General features: G+C 43.4%; 15 protein-coding genes and 1 pseudogene. 13 read left to right on the forward strand and 3 right to left on the reverse strand.

Annotated features, from left to right (window positions below):
* Positions 1-241: 241 nt before the first annotated feature.
* The 3 genes from GPK88_RS17725 to GPK88_RS17735 all read left to right on the forward strand — a co-directional run bounded on the left by GPK88_RS17725 (position 242) and on the right by GPK88_RS17735 (position 3048).
* Complete coding sequence (locus tag GPK88_RS17725; protein WP_044960451.1) at positions 242-694, forward strand: MarR family winged helix-turn-helix transcriptional regulator; 453 nt, start codon at positions 242-244, stop codon at positions 692-694.
* Positions 684-2036: an MATE family efflux transporter gene (locus GPK88_RS17730; protein ID WP_173762993.1), complete on the forward strand. Its 1353-nt coding sequence runs from the start codon at positions 684-686 to the stop codon at positions 2034-2036. The genes GPK88_RS17725 and GPK88_RS17730 overlap by 11 nt, the downstream gene beginning before the upstream one ends.
* A 124-nt stretch (positions 2037-2160) precedes the next feature.
* Entirely contained in the window at positions 2161-3048 is an 888-nt protein-coding gene (locus tag GPK88_RS17735) for a putative ABC transporter permease (RefSeq protein WP_021977018.1), read from the forward strand.
* An 81-nt stretch (positions 3049-3129) separates the two neighbouring features.
* Here GPK88_RS17735 and GPK88_RS17740 read toward each other — a convergent pair whose 3' ends face one another.
* Both GPK88_RS17740 and bioB read right to left on the reverse strand, forming a co-directional pair.
* On the reverse strand, positions 3130-3675 hold the full coding sequence (locus GPK88_RS17740; protein WP_015527251.1) for a biotin transporter BioY: 546 nt from the start codon (positions 3673-3675) through the stop codon (positions 3130-3132).
* A gap of 101 nt (positions 3676-3776) precedes the next feature.
* On the reverse strand, positions 3777-4748 hold the full coding sequence (bioB, locus tag GPK88_RS17745; RefSeq protein ID WP_110102912.1) for a biotin synthase BioB: 972 nt from the start codon (positions 4746-4748) through the stop codon (positions 3777-3779).
* 308 nt (positions 4749-5056) lie between these two features.
* On the opposite strand from bioB, the gene GPK88_RS17750 reads away from it, so the two are divergent.
* From GPK88_RS17750 to GPK88_RS17765, 4 genes are all read left to right on the forward strand, one after another.
* Positions 5057-6394 carry a TrkH family potassium uptake protein gene (locus GPK88_RS17750; RefSeq protein ID WP_118368712.1) on the forward strand — a complete coding sequence of 446 codons (1338 nt, stop codon included), beginning with the start codon at positions 5057-5059 and terminating at the stop codon, positions 6392-6394.
* Positions 6395-6413: 19 nt separating this feature from the next.
* Positions 6414-7061, forward strand: coding sequence for a potassium channel family protein (locus GPK88_RS17755; protein ID WP_173759589.1), 648 nt, complete (start codon positions 6414-6416; stop codon positions 7059-7061).
* 85 nt (positions 7062-7146) lie between these two features.
* The gene (locus tag GPK88_RS17760) at positions 7147-8730 is read left to right on the forward strand and encodes an ATP-binding protein (protein ID WP_173772361.1); all 1584 of its coding nucleotides are present in this window, start codon (positions 7147-7149) and stop codon (positions 8728-8730) included.
* Complete coding sequence (locus GPK88_RS17765; protein WP_173772359.1) at positions 8723-9442, forward strand: response regulator; 720 nt, start codon at positions 8723-8725, stop codon at positions 9440-9442. The genes GPK88_RS17760 and GPK88_RS17765 overlap by 8 nt, the downstream gene beginning before the upstream one ends.
* Before the next feature lie 107 nt (positions 9443-9549).
* Here the strand turns inward: GPK88_RS17765 and GPK88_RS17770 are convergent.
* Positions 9550-9762, reverse strand: a pseudogene (locus GPK88_RS17770) (DegV family protein); the annotation flags it as partial.
* A 160-nt stretch (positions 9763-9922) separates the two neighbouring features.
* Between GPK88_RS17770 and GPK88_RS17775 the strand changes: the two are divergent.
* The 6 genes from GPK88_RS17775 to GPK88_RS19690 form a co-directional block, all read left to right on the forward strand.
* A complete protein-coding gene (locus GPK88_RS17775; protein WP_195274283.1) occupies positions 9923-10165 on the forward strand; it encodes a hypothetical protein in 243 nt (80 codons plus the stop codon).
* Positions 10125-11492 (forward strand): MATE family efflux transporter, encoded by a 1368-nt coding sequence (locus GPK88_RS17780; protein WP_173762991.1) that lies wholly within the window; start codon positions 10125-10127, stop codon positions 11490-11492. The genes GPK88_RS17775 and GPK88_RS17780 overlap by 41 nt, the downstream gene beginning before the upstream one ends.
* Before the next feature lie 13 nt (positions 11493-11505).
* Positions 11506-12093, forward strand: coding sequence for a cytidylate kinase-like family protein (locus GPK88_RS17785; RefSeq protein ID WP_173762990.1), 588 nt, complete (start codon positions 11506-11508; stop codon positions 12091-12093).
* 138 nt (positions 12094-12231) lie between these two features.
* Entirely contained in the window at positions 12232-13557 is a 1326-nt protein-coding gene (locus tag GPK88_RS17790) for a sedoheptulokinase (RefSeq protein WP_195567646.1), read from the forward strand.
* Positions 13558-13671: 114 nt separating this feature from the next.
* A complete protein-coding gene (gene tnpA / locus GPK88_RS17795; protein ID WP_215708095.1) occupies positions 13672-14094 on the forward strand; it encodes an IS200/IS605 family transposase in 423 nt (140 codons plus the stop codon).
* On the forward strand, positions 14094-14248 hold a 155-nt coding region (locus tag GPK88_RS19690; protein ID WP_215707303.1), incomplete at its 3' end, for a helix-turn-helix domain-containing protein. The genes tnpA and GPK88_RS19690, both read left to right, overlap by 1 nt.

The following is a 14248-nucleotide window of genomic DNA, read 5'->3' on the forward strand; positions in this document are numbered from 1 at the left end:
GTGCGCCTTCCGGGCGCAAGCAGGGAATAGTCCCTTATAGGGACAGAGCAAGCCACCCGCTAAGCGGGTGGTCTTGACTAGGTAATTGCGAAACATTACGCGTGAAAGTTTAAGAGAAGGGTACGACGGGTATCATACAGCAGCTTTGCTGGAGCTAAAGTCAAAAGGCTTGACAAAATCAGAAATTCTTATATAATTATCAATGGTAATTAACGAAGATAATTATATAAGGAGTTTTTTTATGACAAATGAAAAGATCAAGCGGATGTTTGATGCATTTTATCAGGCAAAGCGGATCCGGGATATGCTTCCGCCACTGCCCCAGGGGGTGATGCCATCCTACATACAGTATCTGGATGTGATCCATTCTCTGCAGCGGGAAAAAAAGGATATCCGGCTCTCTGATATCAGTGATGCCATGAACCTTCCGCGTCCGGGTGTTACCAGAACAGTGAAAGAAATGGAGGCAAAGGGATATCTTCAGAAGCTTACGTCTCCGGATGACGGGCGCGTTACTTACATTTCCATAACAGAAAAAGGAGAGAGGCTTTCCAGGAAGTATGATCAGGATTATTTCAGCAGTCTGGCGCCCTATCTTTCAGAGATTTCCGAAGAAGAAGCAGACAATATGATCCGAACCATCGGGAAATTTTATCAGATCATGTGTGACAGGAGGGAACATTATGACAAATGATAAGGCAGATTTTACCCAGGGAAATATCCTGAAGAAGCTGGTTGCATTTATGATGCCGGTACTCGGTGCGCTGATCCTGCAGGCTGCCTATGGTGCGGTCGATCTTCTTGTAGTTGGAAGATTCGGTTCCACATCCGGACTGTCAGCGGTTTCCACCGGAAGTCAGGTACTGAATCTGGTTACCTTTGTAGTGATCCAGTTTGCTATGGGTATCACAGTTCTGATCGCACGTTATCTTGGAGAAAAAAGACCGGAGCAGATCGGCTCCGTTATCGGTGGGGCTGCAATCGTCTTTACCATGATCTCTATCGTGCTGTTTATTGTTATGGTAGGCTTTGCACATCCGATTTCCATGCTGATGCAGGCACCGGAAGAAGCGGTAGCGCTGACTGCATCTTATGTACGGATTTGTGGCAGCGGAATTTTCTTTATTGTTGCGTATAACCTACTGTCTGCTATTTTCCGTGGCCTTGGTGACAGTAAATCTCCGTTGCTGTTTGTGCTGGTGGCATGTATTGTAAATGTGATCGGAGATCTGGTACTGGTAGCCGGGTTACATATGGATGCAGCAGGAGCAGCTATTGCTACGGTTTCTGCTCAGGCCTTAAGTGTTGTATTTGCAGTAGTTCTGCTGATAAAGAAGAAGCTTCCGTTTACCATTACAAAAAAAGATTTCCGGCTGAATCCTCAGTGCAGACGTTTTCTTAAGATCGGACTGCCGCTGGCACTTCAGGAATTCCTGACACAGATTTCATTTCTGGCCTTGTGCGCATTTGTCAATCGCCTGGGTCTGGAAGCATCCTCCGGTTACGGAGTTGCATGTAAGATCGTAAACTTTGCCATGTTGGTTCCAAGCTCCCTGATGCAGTCCATGGCCTCCTTTGTTTCACAGAACGTAGGAGCAGGAAAGCCGAAACGTGCGAGAAAATCCATGCTTACGGGAATTGGAGTTGGCCTGTCTGTGGGATGTCTGGTATTTATCCTGATCCTGCTGAAGGGTGATGGGCTGGCAGGATTCTTTTCAACAGATGCCGGCGTTATCCAAAAGGGCTTTGATTATCTGAAGGGGTTTGCTCCGGAGACACTGGTAACGGCTGTTCTGTTCAGTATGATAGGCTATTTCAACGGGAACAACCAGACCATATGGGTTATGGTCCAGGGCCTGGTACAGACGCTTCTGGTACGACTTCCAATGGCGTACTTTATGAGTATCCAGCCGGATGCCAGCCTGACAAAGATCGGTCTTGCAGCACCGGTATCTACCACAGTGGGAATTATTCTGAACATCGGATTCTTTCTGTACTTCACTCGTGTGAAAAAAGAAATTGTTTCGGAAGAATGACCGGATAAAGGGATGTAAATGAGAGGGGTGATATGATATAATCAAAATCACCCCGGCAGAGGTGATGGTACTGACCCCTAGAATAGCTGCCGGAATCTTGACAGCTGTAAAGGAGGAGTACAGGATGATTTGCGGGATGACGTATTTTCAGATATGTCTGTATTTTTTGTTTTATTCTTTTGGAGGATGGGTCGTTGAAGTTATCTTCCATGCAGTAACCTTAGGAAAGGTTATAAACCGGGGATTTCTCAACGGTCCGGTATGCCCGGTGTACGGATTTGGTGTACTTTCCGTGTTTGCATTGCTTAATACGCTTCAGAGCGGCGGACATCAGATGAGTGAGGGAATGATCTTTCTGTTTGGAATCGTTCTTGCAACTGCGGTAGAGCTGGTTGCCGGATGGCTTCTGGATGTATGCTTCCATGCAAGATGGTGGGATTATTCTAATAAGCCGCTGAATTTTCACGGCTATATCTGTCTTGAGTTTTCTCTGATATGGGGACTTGCCATTGTGATGGTTGTAAAGGTTTTTCAGAAATATGTGGAGCGTCAGGCTTCTCATACACCTTCCACACTGGAATGGGTTGTTATGGCAATTCTGTATGCGGTGTATCTGGCTGATCTTATTGTAACAGTGGCGGTGATCCGCGGACTGAATAAGAAGCTTACCCGACTGGATAAGGTACGTGCGGATCTGCGGATCGTGAGTGATAAGCTCAGTGATACTCTGGCAACAACTACCATTGATACAGCACAGAAGGTGGGAGAGGGAAAGGTTCAGGTTGCTCTTGCTAAGGCAGAGCTCAGAGATGCGACTGTGGCTCAGAGAGAAAAATCTGCCGAAATGCTTCGGATGAAGAAAGCGGAGCTTCAGGCACAGTTTGATGAGCTGTCAAGCTCTATCACAAACCATACGGTATTCGGCCAGGGAAGAATCATTAAGGCTTTCCCGGAGATGAAGCACAGAGATTATTTTGAACTGATCCAGGAGCTGAAGAAAAAACTCAGATAAGAAAAATGAAACGCGATAAAGAGGCAGCAGGAAATTTCCAACATTTCCTGCTGCCTTTTTTGGGAGTATCAGAGTTTCAGCTTATCGGATTCTTTTTTTTATCATTGGTCCGATGATCATGGCGATGATCATTTTTATGAGATCTGCCGGGATAAACGGAATTACACAGATTCCAAGAGCTGCTTTGAAAGTGGAATCTGCAACGATGCAGAACCATACAGTTCCGAAAAGATAGCATACAATTGTTCCTGCGATCATACCAACGAGCTGGATCAGAGGTTTATGGCAGTTGTCAATTACCAGTCCGGCAATAACAGCCATAACGATAAAGCCGATGATGTATCCGCCTGTAGGACCGGCCAGCTTTGCGGGGCCGCCGGTAAATCCGGAAAATACCGGAAGACCTACAAGTCCAAGCAGCAGATAGATCAGATAGCTGATGGTTCCTTTTTTCCATCCGAGAAGATAAAGGGACAGATAGATGGCAAGATTGGTAAATGAGATCGGAACCGGACCGATCGGAATGGACAGCGGCGCAAGAATACAGGTGACAGCTGCCATAAGAGCGGTCATGGTGATCTCGTAGGTTTTTGTACGTGGTGCAGAGACAGTATTTGTCTGATTCATATTGAAAGAGCCTCCTTTGAAAAAGGTAATATATTTACTGGTTCGGGTAAGTAATGAAATGCTGTAAGTGTGTATGACAGGTCATATGTCCATAAGGATGCTTACGCAGATTCAATCTCATAGGTGAATCCTGCATCCGTAATGGTTTTGAGAGTGTCTTCGATTCCCTGACCACCTTCTGTAAGATAACCGGAAGCAAAAATAGAGTCTACAACACTGAGCAGTTTTTTTTCTTCGCCTTTAAAATAAACTTCTCTTCCGGCAGCACATCGGATATCTGCTTTAGGTACAAGAAGTCTTGCCAGGCATAGGACCTTCATACAGTATTCTGTTGTCAGCTGGGAAATATCTGCATTTCCGAGAGGAGTTCCCTTGATTGGAAGAAGAAAGTTGATCGGCAGTGCTTCCGGCTGGATCTCACGTAATTCCAGAAGCATGTCAACAACGTCTTCCTTGCTTTCACCCATGCCAATGATACCGCCGCTGCAGATCTCGAAACCAAGTCCCTGAAGCATATGGATATTCCGGACACGCTGGTCAAAGGTATGTGTACTGCAGATATTATGATAAAAGGAACGGCTGCTGTTCAGATTATGGTTGATCCGGTCAAGACCAGCCTCTTTGAGCATTTTTGCCTGGTGCTCTGTGAGAAAGCCTATGGAGCAGCAGAGATGAGTTCCGTGTTCTTTCATTTTGCGGATCCTGCGGGCCAGCTCCTCGATCTCTTTATCTGTAAATTTCATACCACTCAGTCCGATACAATGTCTGGATAAATGATAATCATTTACGAAATCATTGTCCTGATATAATTTGTCTTCATCTACCCATTTGTATTTATCAATATCGGCAGTGGAACGACATGACTGGGCACAGTAGGCACAATCCTGGGAACAGTTACCACTGCGGGCATTGGTAAGGATGTGGATGCTTACCCGGTTTCCCTTATATTTGTAACGTAAACTGCTGGCACGGTCAATCAGTGCCTCAAGTTCTTCGTCCGGAGTATCTAAAATTGCAATGGCTTCATCTCTGGAAAGCGATGGAGCTTCTTTTTCGCATGATGCAGTGTTCATGTCAATACCTTCCTTTTGAGTTTTTTTGTACGGGTATCACTTTATCACATAGAAATATTGAATGTCAACTGCAAATGTAAAATGAGTTTACAATTAAAAAACTGTAGTATTAAGGTAATGCTTAGGATCATCAAAACAGGTAATTTCCTTGATTCGGTTAAAATAATTCTCAATTCAATATCATATCTTTATAAAATCTTAATACGGAAGCAGAGACTTTTATACTATCTTTGAAAGCAGTTATATATAATAAAATGCGTTACGAGGATAGCACTGTTAAAAGTATTGATAAGGAGTTCTGATCATTTATGCCGGAAAAATCATATAAGAAAAAACATATGACATCTTTTCAGCTGATTATCATGGGGTTTGCAGGAGTGATCCTTTTGGGAACCGTTCTGCTGATGCTTCCATTTTCTTCTGCGGAGAAAGTGATCACACCATTTCATGAGGCACTTTTTACAGCCACTTCGGCGGTATGTGTTACAGGTCTTGTGGTAAAGGACACTGGAAGCTACTGGTCCCTGGCAGGCCAGACGATCATTCTTGCACTCATACAAACAGGTGGGCTTGGAGTAGTGACTGTGGCTGCGTCTGTTTCCCTTCTTTCCGGAAAGAAAATATCCCTCATGCAAAGAAGCACCATGCAGGATGCAATTTCAGCTCCAAAAGTCGGAGGAATCGTCAGACTGACAAGGTTTATTTTGAGGGGAACATTTTTGATCGAAGCTGCAGGGACGGTGTTGCTGCTGCCGGTTTTTATGGGAGATTATGGAAAAAAGGGAATCTGGATGTCAGTTTTTCATTCAATCTCTGCTTTTTGTAATGCCGGCTTTGATATTCTGGGGACAGATTCCAGTATGTTTCCATCGCTGACTGGGTATTCCGGAAATATACTTATAAATCTGGTAATTATGCTGTTGATCATTACAGGAGGAATCGGTTTTCTCACATGGGATGATATTTATACAAACAAACTGAACTTTAAACGCTACCGCATGCAAAGCAAGATCATTCTCATGACTACCGCATGTCTGATCTTATTTCCGGCAGTTTTTTTCTATATCTGTGATCTGACAAAATTACCCATGGGAAAACGCCTGTTAGCAGCAGCGTTTCAATCGGTAACGACAAGAACTGCCGGATTTAATACTATAAATATTTCAGAGATGAGTGAGGCATCAAAAGCAGTTATGATATTGTTAATGCTAATTGGTGGTTCACCGGGATCTACAGCAGGTGGAATGAAAACAACAACTTTTTCAGTACTTATTTTAAATGCAATTGCGACATTTCGAAGTCAGGAAAATGCAGGAGCTTTTGGGCGAAGACTTGAATATCATGTGATAAAAAATGCAGCGACAATAGCCATGTTATATTTTGCCTTGTTCTTTGGCGGCGGAATAGCGATCAGTGTGTACGAAGGCCTTCCGCTTTTAGATTGTCTGTACGAAGCTGCTTCAGCTGTTGGTACGGTAGGGCTGACGCTGGGAATCACACCGGAACTTCATGTTTTTTCACAAGTCGTGTTGATCATACTGATGTATCTGGGACGTGTAGGTGGTCTGACCCTGATCTATGCGGTATTTTCCGGAAGAAATAAGGGAAATGCAAAGCTCCCTCTGGAAAAAATCACAGTTGGATAAGAAGGAGAAAAATAATATTATGAAAAATGTATTGCTTATTGGACTTGGAAGGTTTGGAAGACATATTGCCATGCAGCTCAATCAGCTGGGACATGAAGTTATGGCAGTTGACTGGAAGGAAGAAAGAGTGGACAAAGTACTGTCATTTGTGACGAATGCTCAGATTGGTGACAGCACCAATGCTGAATTTTTACAGTCCCTTGGAATTGGAAACTACGACATTTGTTTTGTGACCATTGGAGATAGCTTTCAAAATTCTCTTGAAACAACATCCCTTCTAAAAGAACTGGGTGCAAAATTGGTGATATCCAGAGCTGAACGTGATGTTCAGGAAAAATTTCTTTTACGCAATGGTGCCGATAAGGTAGTTTATCCGGAAAAGCAGGTGGCAAAATGGGCTTCCATCCGTTATACAGATGATCATATACTGGATTATATGGAGGTGGACGCTTCCCATGCAATTTTTGAAGTGGAAGTGCCGGAAGAATGGGTTGGAAAAACAGTGGGTGGACTTGACATCAGAAAACGCTACAATATTAATATTCTGGCAGTAAAAAATGAAGAGGAATTCAGTATTGCAATTTCACCGGAAACATATTTTGCAGAAAACGATAAATTACTGGTATTAGGAGAATATAGAGCTCTTCAGAAGTGCTTCCGTATATAGCTCATTGCCATGAAGAAAAAATTTTGACCACAGAACTGCTGCGTGATATAATTCCAGAAAACAGCAGTAGAAGGAGAATGACAGAATGAGCTTGAAAATGGAGGATACAGTAAAAAACAGAACCTATCCGAAACGGCCATTTGCATGGTATGTGGAAAAACCGTCTGCAAAAGATTACTTGCTGACGGTTTTTATATTTGCAGTATGCACTTTGATCGGCCTGCTGTTTCAGAAACTGGATCTTACAGATACAAATATTGTAACGATATACATTTTGGGCGTATTGATCACTTCGATCGTGACAGATGGTTATCTTTGCAGTGTAGCCGGCTCCTTTTTAAGTGTATTCTTATTTTGCTTTTTCCTGATGGAGCCAAGGATGTCTTTTGAGACATATGCGGTGGGATATCCGGTGACGTTTTTCATAATGCTTATTTCGTCCGTACTTACAGGAACCCTTGCGGCAAAGCTGAAAATGCATGCAAAGCTGTCTTCGCAGATTGCCTTTCGCACACAGGTTCTGTTTGATACGGATCGTCTGCTGCAAAAGGCAAAAAGTGAGACAGAAATCCTCGGAGTTACCTGTACACAGCTGATACGCCTGTTAAACCGCAGCATCACGGCATATGTTGTGGAAAATGGAACTTTATCAGAAGGAAAGCTTTTTTCCGGGGAAAAAGAGAGCACAGAGGATTTTCTGACACAGGAAGAACAACAGGCGGCCAGATGGACTTATGAAAACAGACAGCGTGCCGGCGCATCCACACAGTATTTCTCACAGGCAAAATGCTTATATCTGGCAATTCGAAGCGGGAATAATGTTTATGGCGTAATCGGGATCCCTCTGCAGAAAGAAACACTGGACTCTTATGAATACAGCATCCTGCTGTCTGTAATAAATGAATGTGCACTTGCAATGGAGAATGTACAAAATGCCATAGAAAAAGAAAAAAATGCGGTTTTAGCAAAAAATGAGCAGCTGCGTGGCGATCTTCTCCGGGCGATCTCCCATGACCTGCGTACTCCGCTTTGTTCTATTTCCGGAAATGCAGATATGCTTCTCAGTAACAGTGACCGTCTGGATGAAGCTACAAGGTATCAGATCTACACGGACATCCATGAGGATTCAGAGTGGCTGATCGGAGTTGTGGAAAATCTGCTTTCAATCACTAGGCTCAATGATGGAAGATTGAAGTTTAAATTTACGGATCAGCTTTTGGATGAGGTAATAGCAGAGTCACTCCGGCATGTCAGCCGGAAGCATGATGCGTATAAGATCGTGGCGGACTGTGAAGAACTTGTTCTTACACGTATGGACGTGCATCTTATTATACAGGTTCTGGTAAATTTGATTGATAATGCGATAAAATATACGCCGTCAGGCTCTGTCATCAGCATTCGGGGGTTCAAAAAAGCCGGGAAAGCACAGGTAAGCGTGGAAGATAATGGCCCTGGAATTCCGGATGAAATGAAGCCACATATTTTTGAGATGTTTTATACAGGGAAAACAACCGTTGCAGACAGCCAACGGAGTCTGGGGCTTGGCCTGGCACTTTGCCGCTCTATCATAGAAGCACACGATGGAATACTGGTTCTTTCGGATCATGCTCCGCATGGATGTAATTTTACTTTTACTTTACCATTAAGCGAGGTGACATTAAATGAATAAGACATTAATTCTGGTGGTTGAGGATGACAGACCCATACGGAACCTGATCGTTACCACTTTAAAAACACATGACTATAAATATCTGGCTGCAGAAAATGGGGCTTCGGCCATTTTGGAGGCTTCATCACACAATCCGGATATCGTTCTTCTGGATCTGGGCCTTCCTGATATGGAAGGAGTAGAGGTAATAAAGAAAATCCGTACCTGGTCGAATATGCCTATCATCGTGATCAGTGCCAGAAGTGAAGATACGGACAAAATAGAGGCACTGGATGCGGGTGCAGATGATTATATCACAAAACCATTTTCAGTAGAAGAATTACTTGCGCGTATCCGTGTCAGTCAAAGGCGGCTTGCCATAACGCCGGCAGGAAAACAGCTGGAAACATCTGTTTTTGAAAATGGTGGATTAAAGATAGATTACACGGCTGGCTGTACATTCCTGAAGGACAGAGAACTGCATCTGACGCCCATTGAGTATAAGCTGCTCTGCCTTTTATCCCGTAATGTTGGAAAAGTATTGACACATACATATATTACTCAGCAGATCTGGGGACGCTGCTCGGAAAACGATGTTGCTTCTCTCAGGGTTTTTATGGCAACACTGCGGAAAAAACTGGAGCTTGAAAAAAACGGTGTACAATATATCCAGACGCACATAGGAATTGGATATCGCATGCTCAGAATCGAGAAACCTGAGCAGGAAATATAATTACATCAAACGAGTAGCAGGTGGGTGTAAATCCAGTTTACCGGCTACTTGTTTTTTGGATAAACGATTTGTTTGAGCTATCTGTTATCTGAAACTGATAGCAATACCTACTGCACCGGGACCGGCAGCTCAGATATGCAATTTCCACATACCCTGATGGGAAAATCTTTTTTGAGGTCAGACTGGATCGCAAGGATCATTTTTTCTTCTGCTTTTTTCATGGAACCACGTGATTTGGCGTAAGAGTCCAGTTTTTCCTCCTGTATCGTTAAAAGAGGCTTTATTGACAACATCGTACCGATCAGTGTAGCTGCAGGTGTGACACGACCTCCTTATGGCATTGCAAAAAAATAAGCGTGAAATCTGTAAGGACAAGCAAATCCTTATGATTTCACGCTTTTACAAGCCGGCTTTTAGTATAATTATTATTTTCTTCGGACATATTATAAACGAAAAAGAAGAAAGAATGCAAGAAAAATTTTGTTTGACTTTTTGAAAAAGAGGCAATATAATTACAAGAAACGAGTAGCAAGTAAGCGTAAATCCAGTTTACCGGCTACTCGTTTTCATTTTGCAAAAATGAATATCGCCATGAAAAAGTGTGTAGCATGTCAGCGTAAGTCCAGCTTATATGACAAGGTGCGCACTTTTTTTGTGCTAAAAAGAAAGGAGTTAAAACAAAATGGCGGAAAGCAACAAGATGAAGGAGATGCCGGTAAATAAGCTGATGGTCCAAATGGGAATCCCGATGATCCTGTCTATGGCATTGCAGGCAGTCTATAACATTGTAGACAGTGCATTTGTGGGAAATATGAAAGCAGGCAGTGAGGCAGCACTTAATGCTTTGACACTGGTATTTCCGGTGCAGATGCTTATGGTGGCAGTGGGGATTGGAACCGGTGTAGGGACCAATGCACTTCTTGCAAGGACACTTGGACAGGGAAACAGTAAAAAAGCTGCAAAGGTAGCAGGAAACAGTCTGTTTCTAGGAGTGATCATTTATGTGGTTTGCTTATTGTTTGGTATCTTTGGTGTGAAAGCATATATTTCATCGCAGACAGTAGATACAGAAGTATTAGAGATGGGAGTCAGCTATTTGAGGATATGCTGTGTGATCTCTTTTGGTATTATCTTCTTTTCTTTATTTGAAAAGTTACTCCAGGCAACAGGCCGTTCTCTTTATTCCACAATTGGTCAGGTGGTTGGAGCAGTTGTAAATATCATCCTTGATCCGATCATGATCTATGGTATTGGACCCTGCCCGGAAATGGGAGTGAAAGGTGCAGCTTATGCAACGGTAATTGGCCAGGTAGCATCCGCAGTATTACTGCTTATCTTTCATATCAAATTAAATAAGGAATTCGAGCATGGAGCGAAATACATGAAGCCGGATGGCGAAATTATCAAGGAGATCTATACAATCGGACTTCCGGCAATCATTGCGCAGGCGCTGATGTCCATTATGGTTTATGTAATGAACCTGATCCTGAAGTTCAATCCGTCAGCACAGACAGCCTATGGTCTGTTCTATAAGGTACAGCAGTTTGTTTTGTTTCTTGCTTTTGGTCTGCGAGATGCGATCACCCCAATCATTGCATTTGCTTATGGAATGAGAAGTAAGAAGAGGATTCAGGATGGGATCAAATATGGTCTGATCTATACAATTGTATTAATGATTCTGGGAATTGCAATCACAGAGATTTTCCCTGGGGGATTCGCAACGCTGTTTAATGCGGGAGCGTCAAGAGAATATTTTATCGGAGCAATGAGAGTGATTTCTATAAGTTTCCTGTTCGCAGGAATCAATGTTGCATATCAGGGCATTTATCAGGCACTGGACGGTGGTGTGGAATCACTGGTTATTTCGCTTTTGAGACAGCTGATCATTATCCTGCCGCTGGCGGGTGTCTTTTCGCTGTTTGTCAGAAATGGTCAGATTGGAGTTTCACTGATCTGGTGGGCATTTCCGATCACGGAAGTGATCGCATGTCTGGTAGGATATGTATTTTTAAAGAGGATCAGAAAAAATAAAGTGGAAGTTTTGCGTTAAGGAGGAACTGGAAATGGCAAAAAGAATCATTACGATCAGCAGAGAGTTTGGAAGTGGTGGACGTTTTATTGGGGAAGAGGTCGCAAAGAAGCTTGGAATTGCTTACTATGATAAAAATATCATCAGTCAGATTGCAGAAAAGTCCGGCCTGTCACCGGATTATATTCAGGAAAGTGCAGAACTGTCTCCGAAAAAAGGTCTGTTTGCATATGCACTTGCGGGGCGTGATATCACAGGAAGATCAGTAGAAGATATGGTGTATGAGACACAGAGAAAGGTTATTTTAGAATTGGCCCGGAAGGAGCCTTGTGTGATCATTGGAAGAAATGCAGATTATATTCTGAAAGACAGGGACGATGCGCTGAATGTATTTATCCACGGAGATATGCTGGAAAAAATACAGCGTATCAGTCAGTTATATCGTGTCACTGAACAGGAAGCTGTCAAAATGATGGCAGACACAGATAAAAGACGTATGACAAATTATAACTTTTATACGGATCAGAAATGGGGAAAGGCCAGCAATTATACGCTGTGTCTGAACAGCTCGCAGCTGGGATATGACAGATGTGAAGCATTAATCACAGAGTGTGTGAAATAAAAATCTGCAGGCAGGAATGTCAGAATAGAAAACAAAAAAAGATAGCATTAATCCTCAAACGATAATATAATCATCTCGTATGATGACATTTTCTATAGCAAAAATCACAGAAAAGGACGGAAACAGACGATGAGGATCATGGGGATTGATATCGGCACAACAACAGTCAGTGTCGTAATGACAGACACAGAAACGGGAAAGCTGCTTGCAAAGGAAACAGTGGAGCATAATTCTTTTCTGCGGAGCAGTAAGCCGGAACAGAAGCTGCAGGATCCGGAACGGATCTATGAGATCGTCCGGGAGCTTCTTATAAAGCAGCAGAAGGAGAATGGTTTGCCAGATGGAATAGGGTTTACAGGGCAGATGCATGGAATGCTGTATGTGGATGCTTTCGGCAAGGCAGTGAGTCCTCTCTATACCTGGCAGGATGGAAGCGGAGAGATTCCGCTGGAAAACGGAAAAACCTGTGCAGAGCTTTTGCAGGGAGTGGGTGCGGCGGCGTCCGGATATGGTGTAGTGACACATTTTTATCTTCAGAAGAAAGATCAGATCCCGAAGGATGCTGTAAGGATGACGACGATCAGTGATTATATTGCTATGCGGCTGTGTGAAAATACTGTCCCTGTTATCGGGCTTGACATGGCGGCAAGCTGGGGCTGCTTTGACCTGCAAAAACAGGAGTTTCTGTATGAAGCCCTGGAGCAGGCCGGGGTAGATATTTCTTATCTGCCGGAAGTAAGAAAGGGACATTTTTTAGTCGGAGAAACAAGAGCCGGTGTACCGGTAATGGGATCGATCGGTGACAATCAGGCGAGTCTGTTTGGTTCCGTCCGGAATCTTAAAGATACTGTGCTCCTGAATGTAGGAACCGGTAGCCAGGTTTCCTTAGTGACAGAGAAGTTTATAGAATGCAGCGGCAGTGTGGAGCTTCGCCCCTGTACCGAAAACAGCTATATCCTCGTGGGAGCTTCCCTGTGTGGTGGTCGTGCGTATGCGATGCTGGAGCAGTTTTACAGAGAGGCTGCAGAAACCGAAGAAAGACTGTATTCCCGGATGCAGGAGCAGGCAGAAAAATTTATTGAAAAATATGGAAAAGAAGCTGCATGGAAAGTAGATACAGCTTTTTCAGGGACAAGAAGTGATCCGTCTCACAGGGGCATGATCGCAGGAATCGGTGTAGAGAATTTTCATCCTGGTGCACTGACGGTCGGTGTGATCTGTGGAATCCTTAACGAACTGCATGAGCAGTATGAGCAGATGTGTCAGCTCACCGGAAAAAAGGCCACACGCCTGACTGGCTCCGGAAACGGAATTCGCCGAAACTCGCTGATGAGAAGACTGGCAGAAGAAATGTTCGAAATGCCGATGGAGATTCCTGAACATGAAGAAGAGGCTGCATATGGAGCTGCACTTACTGCGGGGAAATTGGCAGCAAAAAAATTGGATTTATCCAATGCGTCGTAAAACCCCTTGCTTCAGCTATGGGGATATAAGATGTGTCCATCGAATTTATGCAAGTAATTGAAGATGGACAAAATAGTAATTGTATTAATTAATAAACTATAGTATAATACAAATATGAACACAACATATAAATCAAACAACAATGTCGTCTATTCCTGTAAATACCATGTAGTATGGTGTCCAAAGTATAGACGAAAAGTATTAATTAATGGTGTGGACGTCCGGCTGAAGGAGCTGCTCACAGAGTATGCTGCAAATCTTTCTGTAGACATTCTGGAAATGGAGATCATGCCAGATCATGTTCATATGCTTTTGGAAGTAGATCCTCAGTTTGGCATCCACAAAGCTGTAAAGTCATTTAAAGGCTATACGTCCAGAATTTTAAGACAGGAATTTCCCTATCTTAAAACGAAAATGCCGACTCTTTGGACAAACAGCTATTTTGTATCGACGGTGGGCGGTGCCACGCTGGAAGCAGTAAAACAGTATATTGAAAACCAGAAAACATCGCAGAGACAAAAGGATAAGATGGGATAATGCAAAAAGGAATTAAATTCAGGATCTACCCGAACAGAGAACAGAAAAACTTCATCCATCAGACCCTGGGATGCTGCCGGTTCATCTACAACCGGGGACTTGCCATGCGTAAGGAAGGCTATGAAAATGGGGAAAAGATCGGCTATTCCCAGAC

This window comes from Blautia sp. MCC269 (assembly GCF_018785655.1).
Taxonomy (GTDB): Bacteria; Bacillota; Clostridia; order Lachnospirales; family Lachnospiraceae; genus Blautia_A.

Excerpts from the sequence above, each read along its gene's own strand:
- GPK88_RS17760 (WP_173772361.1), top strand. The coding sequence starts at position 7,147 with ATGAGCTTGAAAATGGAGGATACAGTAAAAAACAGAACCTATCCGAAA.
- GPK88_RS17755 (WP_173759589.1), top strand. The coding sequence starts at position 6,414 with ATGAAAAATGTATTGCTTATTGGACTTGGAAGGTTTGGAAGACATATT.
- GPK88_RS17765 (WP_173772359.1), top strand. The coding sequence starts at position 8,723 with ATGAATAAGACATTAATTCTGGTGGTTGAGGATGACAGACCCATACGG.
- GPK88_RS17750 (WP_118368712.1), top strand. The coding sequence starts at position 5,057 with ATGCCGGAAAAATCATATAAGAAAAAACATATGACATCTTTTCAGCTG.
- GPK88_RS17740 (WP_015527251.1), bottom strand. The coding sequence starts at position 3,675 with ATGAATCAGACAAATACTGTCTCTGCACCACGTACAAAAACCTACGAG.
- bioB (WP_110102912.1), bottom strand. The coding sequence starts at position 4,748 with ATGAACACTGCATCATGCGAAAAAGAAGCTCCATCGCTTTCCAGAGAT.
- tnpA (WP_215708095.1), top strand. The coding sequence starts at position 13,672 with ATGAACACAACATATAAATCAAACAACAATGTCGTCTATTCCTGTAAA.
- GPK88_RS17730 (WP_173762993.1), top strand. The coding sequence starts at position 684 with ATGACAAATGATAAGGCAGATTTTACCCAGGGAAATATCCTGAAGAAG.
- GPK88_RS17785 (WP_173762990.1), top strand. The coding sequence starts at position 11,506 with ATGGCAAAAAGAATCATTACGATCAGCAGAGAGTTTGGAAGTGGTGGA.
- GPK88_RS17725 (WP_044960451.1), top strand. The coding sequence starts at position 242 with ATGACAAATGAAAAGATCAAGCGGATGTTTGATGCATTTTATCAGGCA.
- GPK88_RS17735 (WP_021977018.1), top strand. The coding sequence starts at position 2,161 with ATGATTTGCGGGATGACGTATTTTCAGATATGTCTGTATTTTTTGTTT.
- GPK88_RS17790 (WP_195567646.1), top strand. The coding sequence starts at position 12,232 with ATGGGGATTGATATCGGCACAACAACAGTCAGTGTCGTAATGACAGAC.
- GPK88_RS17780 (WP_173762991.1), top strand. The coding sequence starts at position 10,125 with ATGGCGGAAAGCAACAAGATGAAGGAGATGCCGGTAAATAAGCTGATG.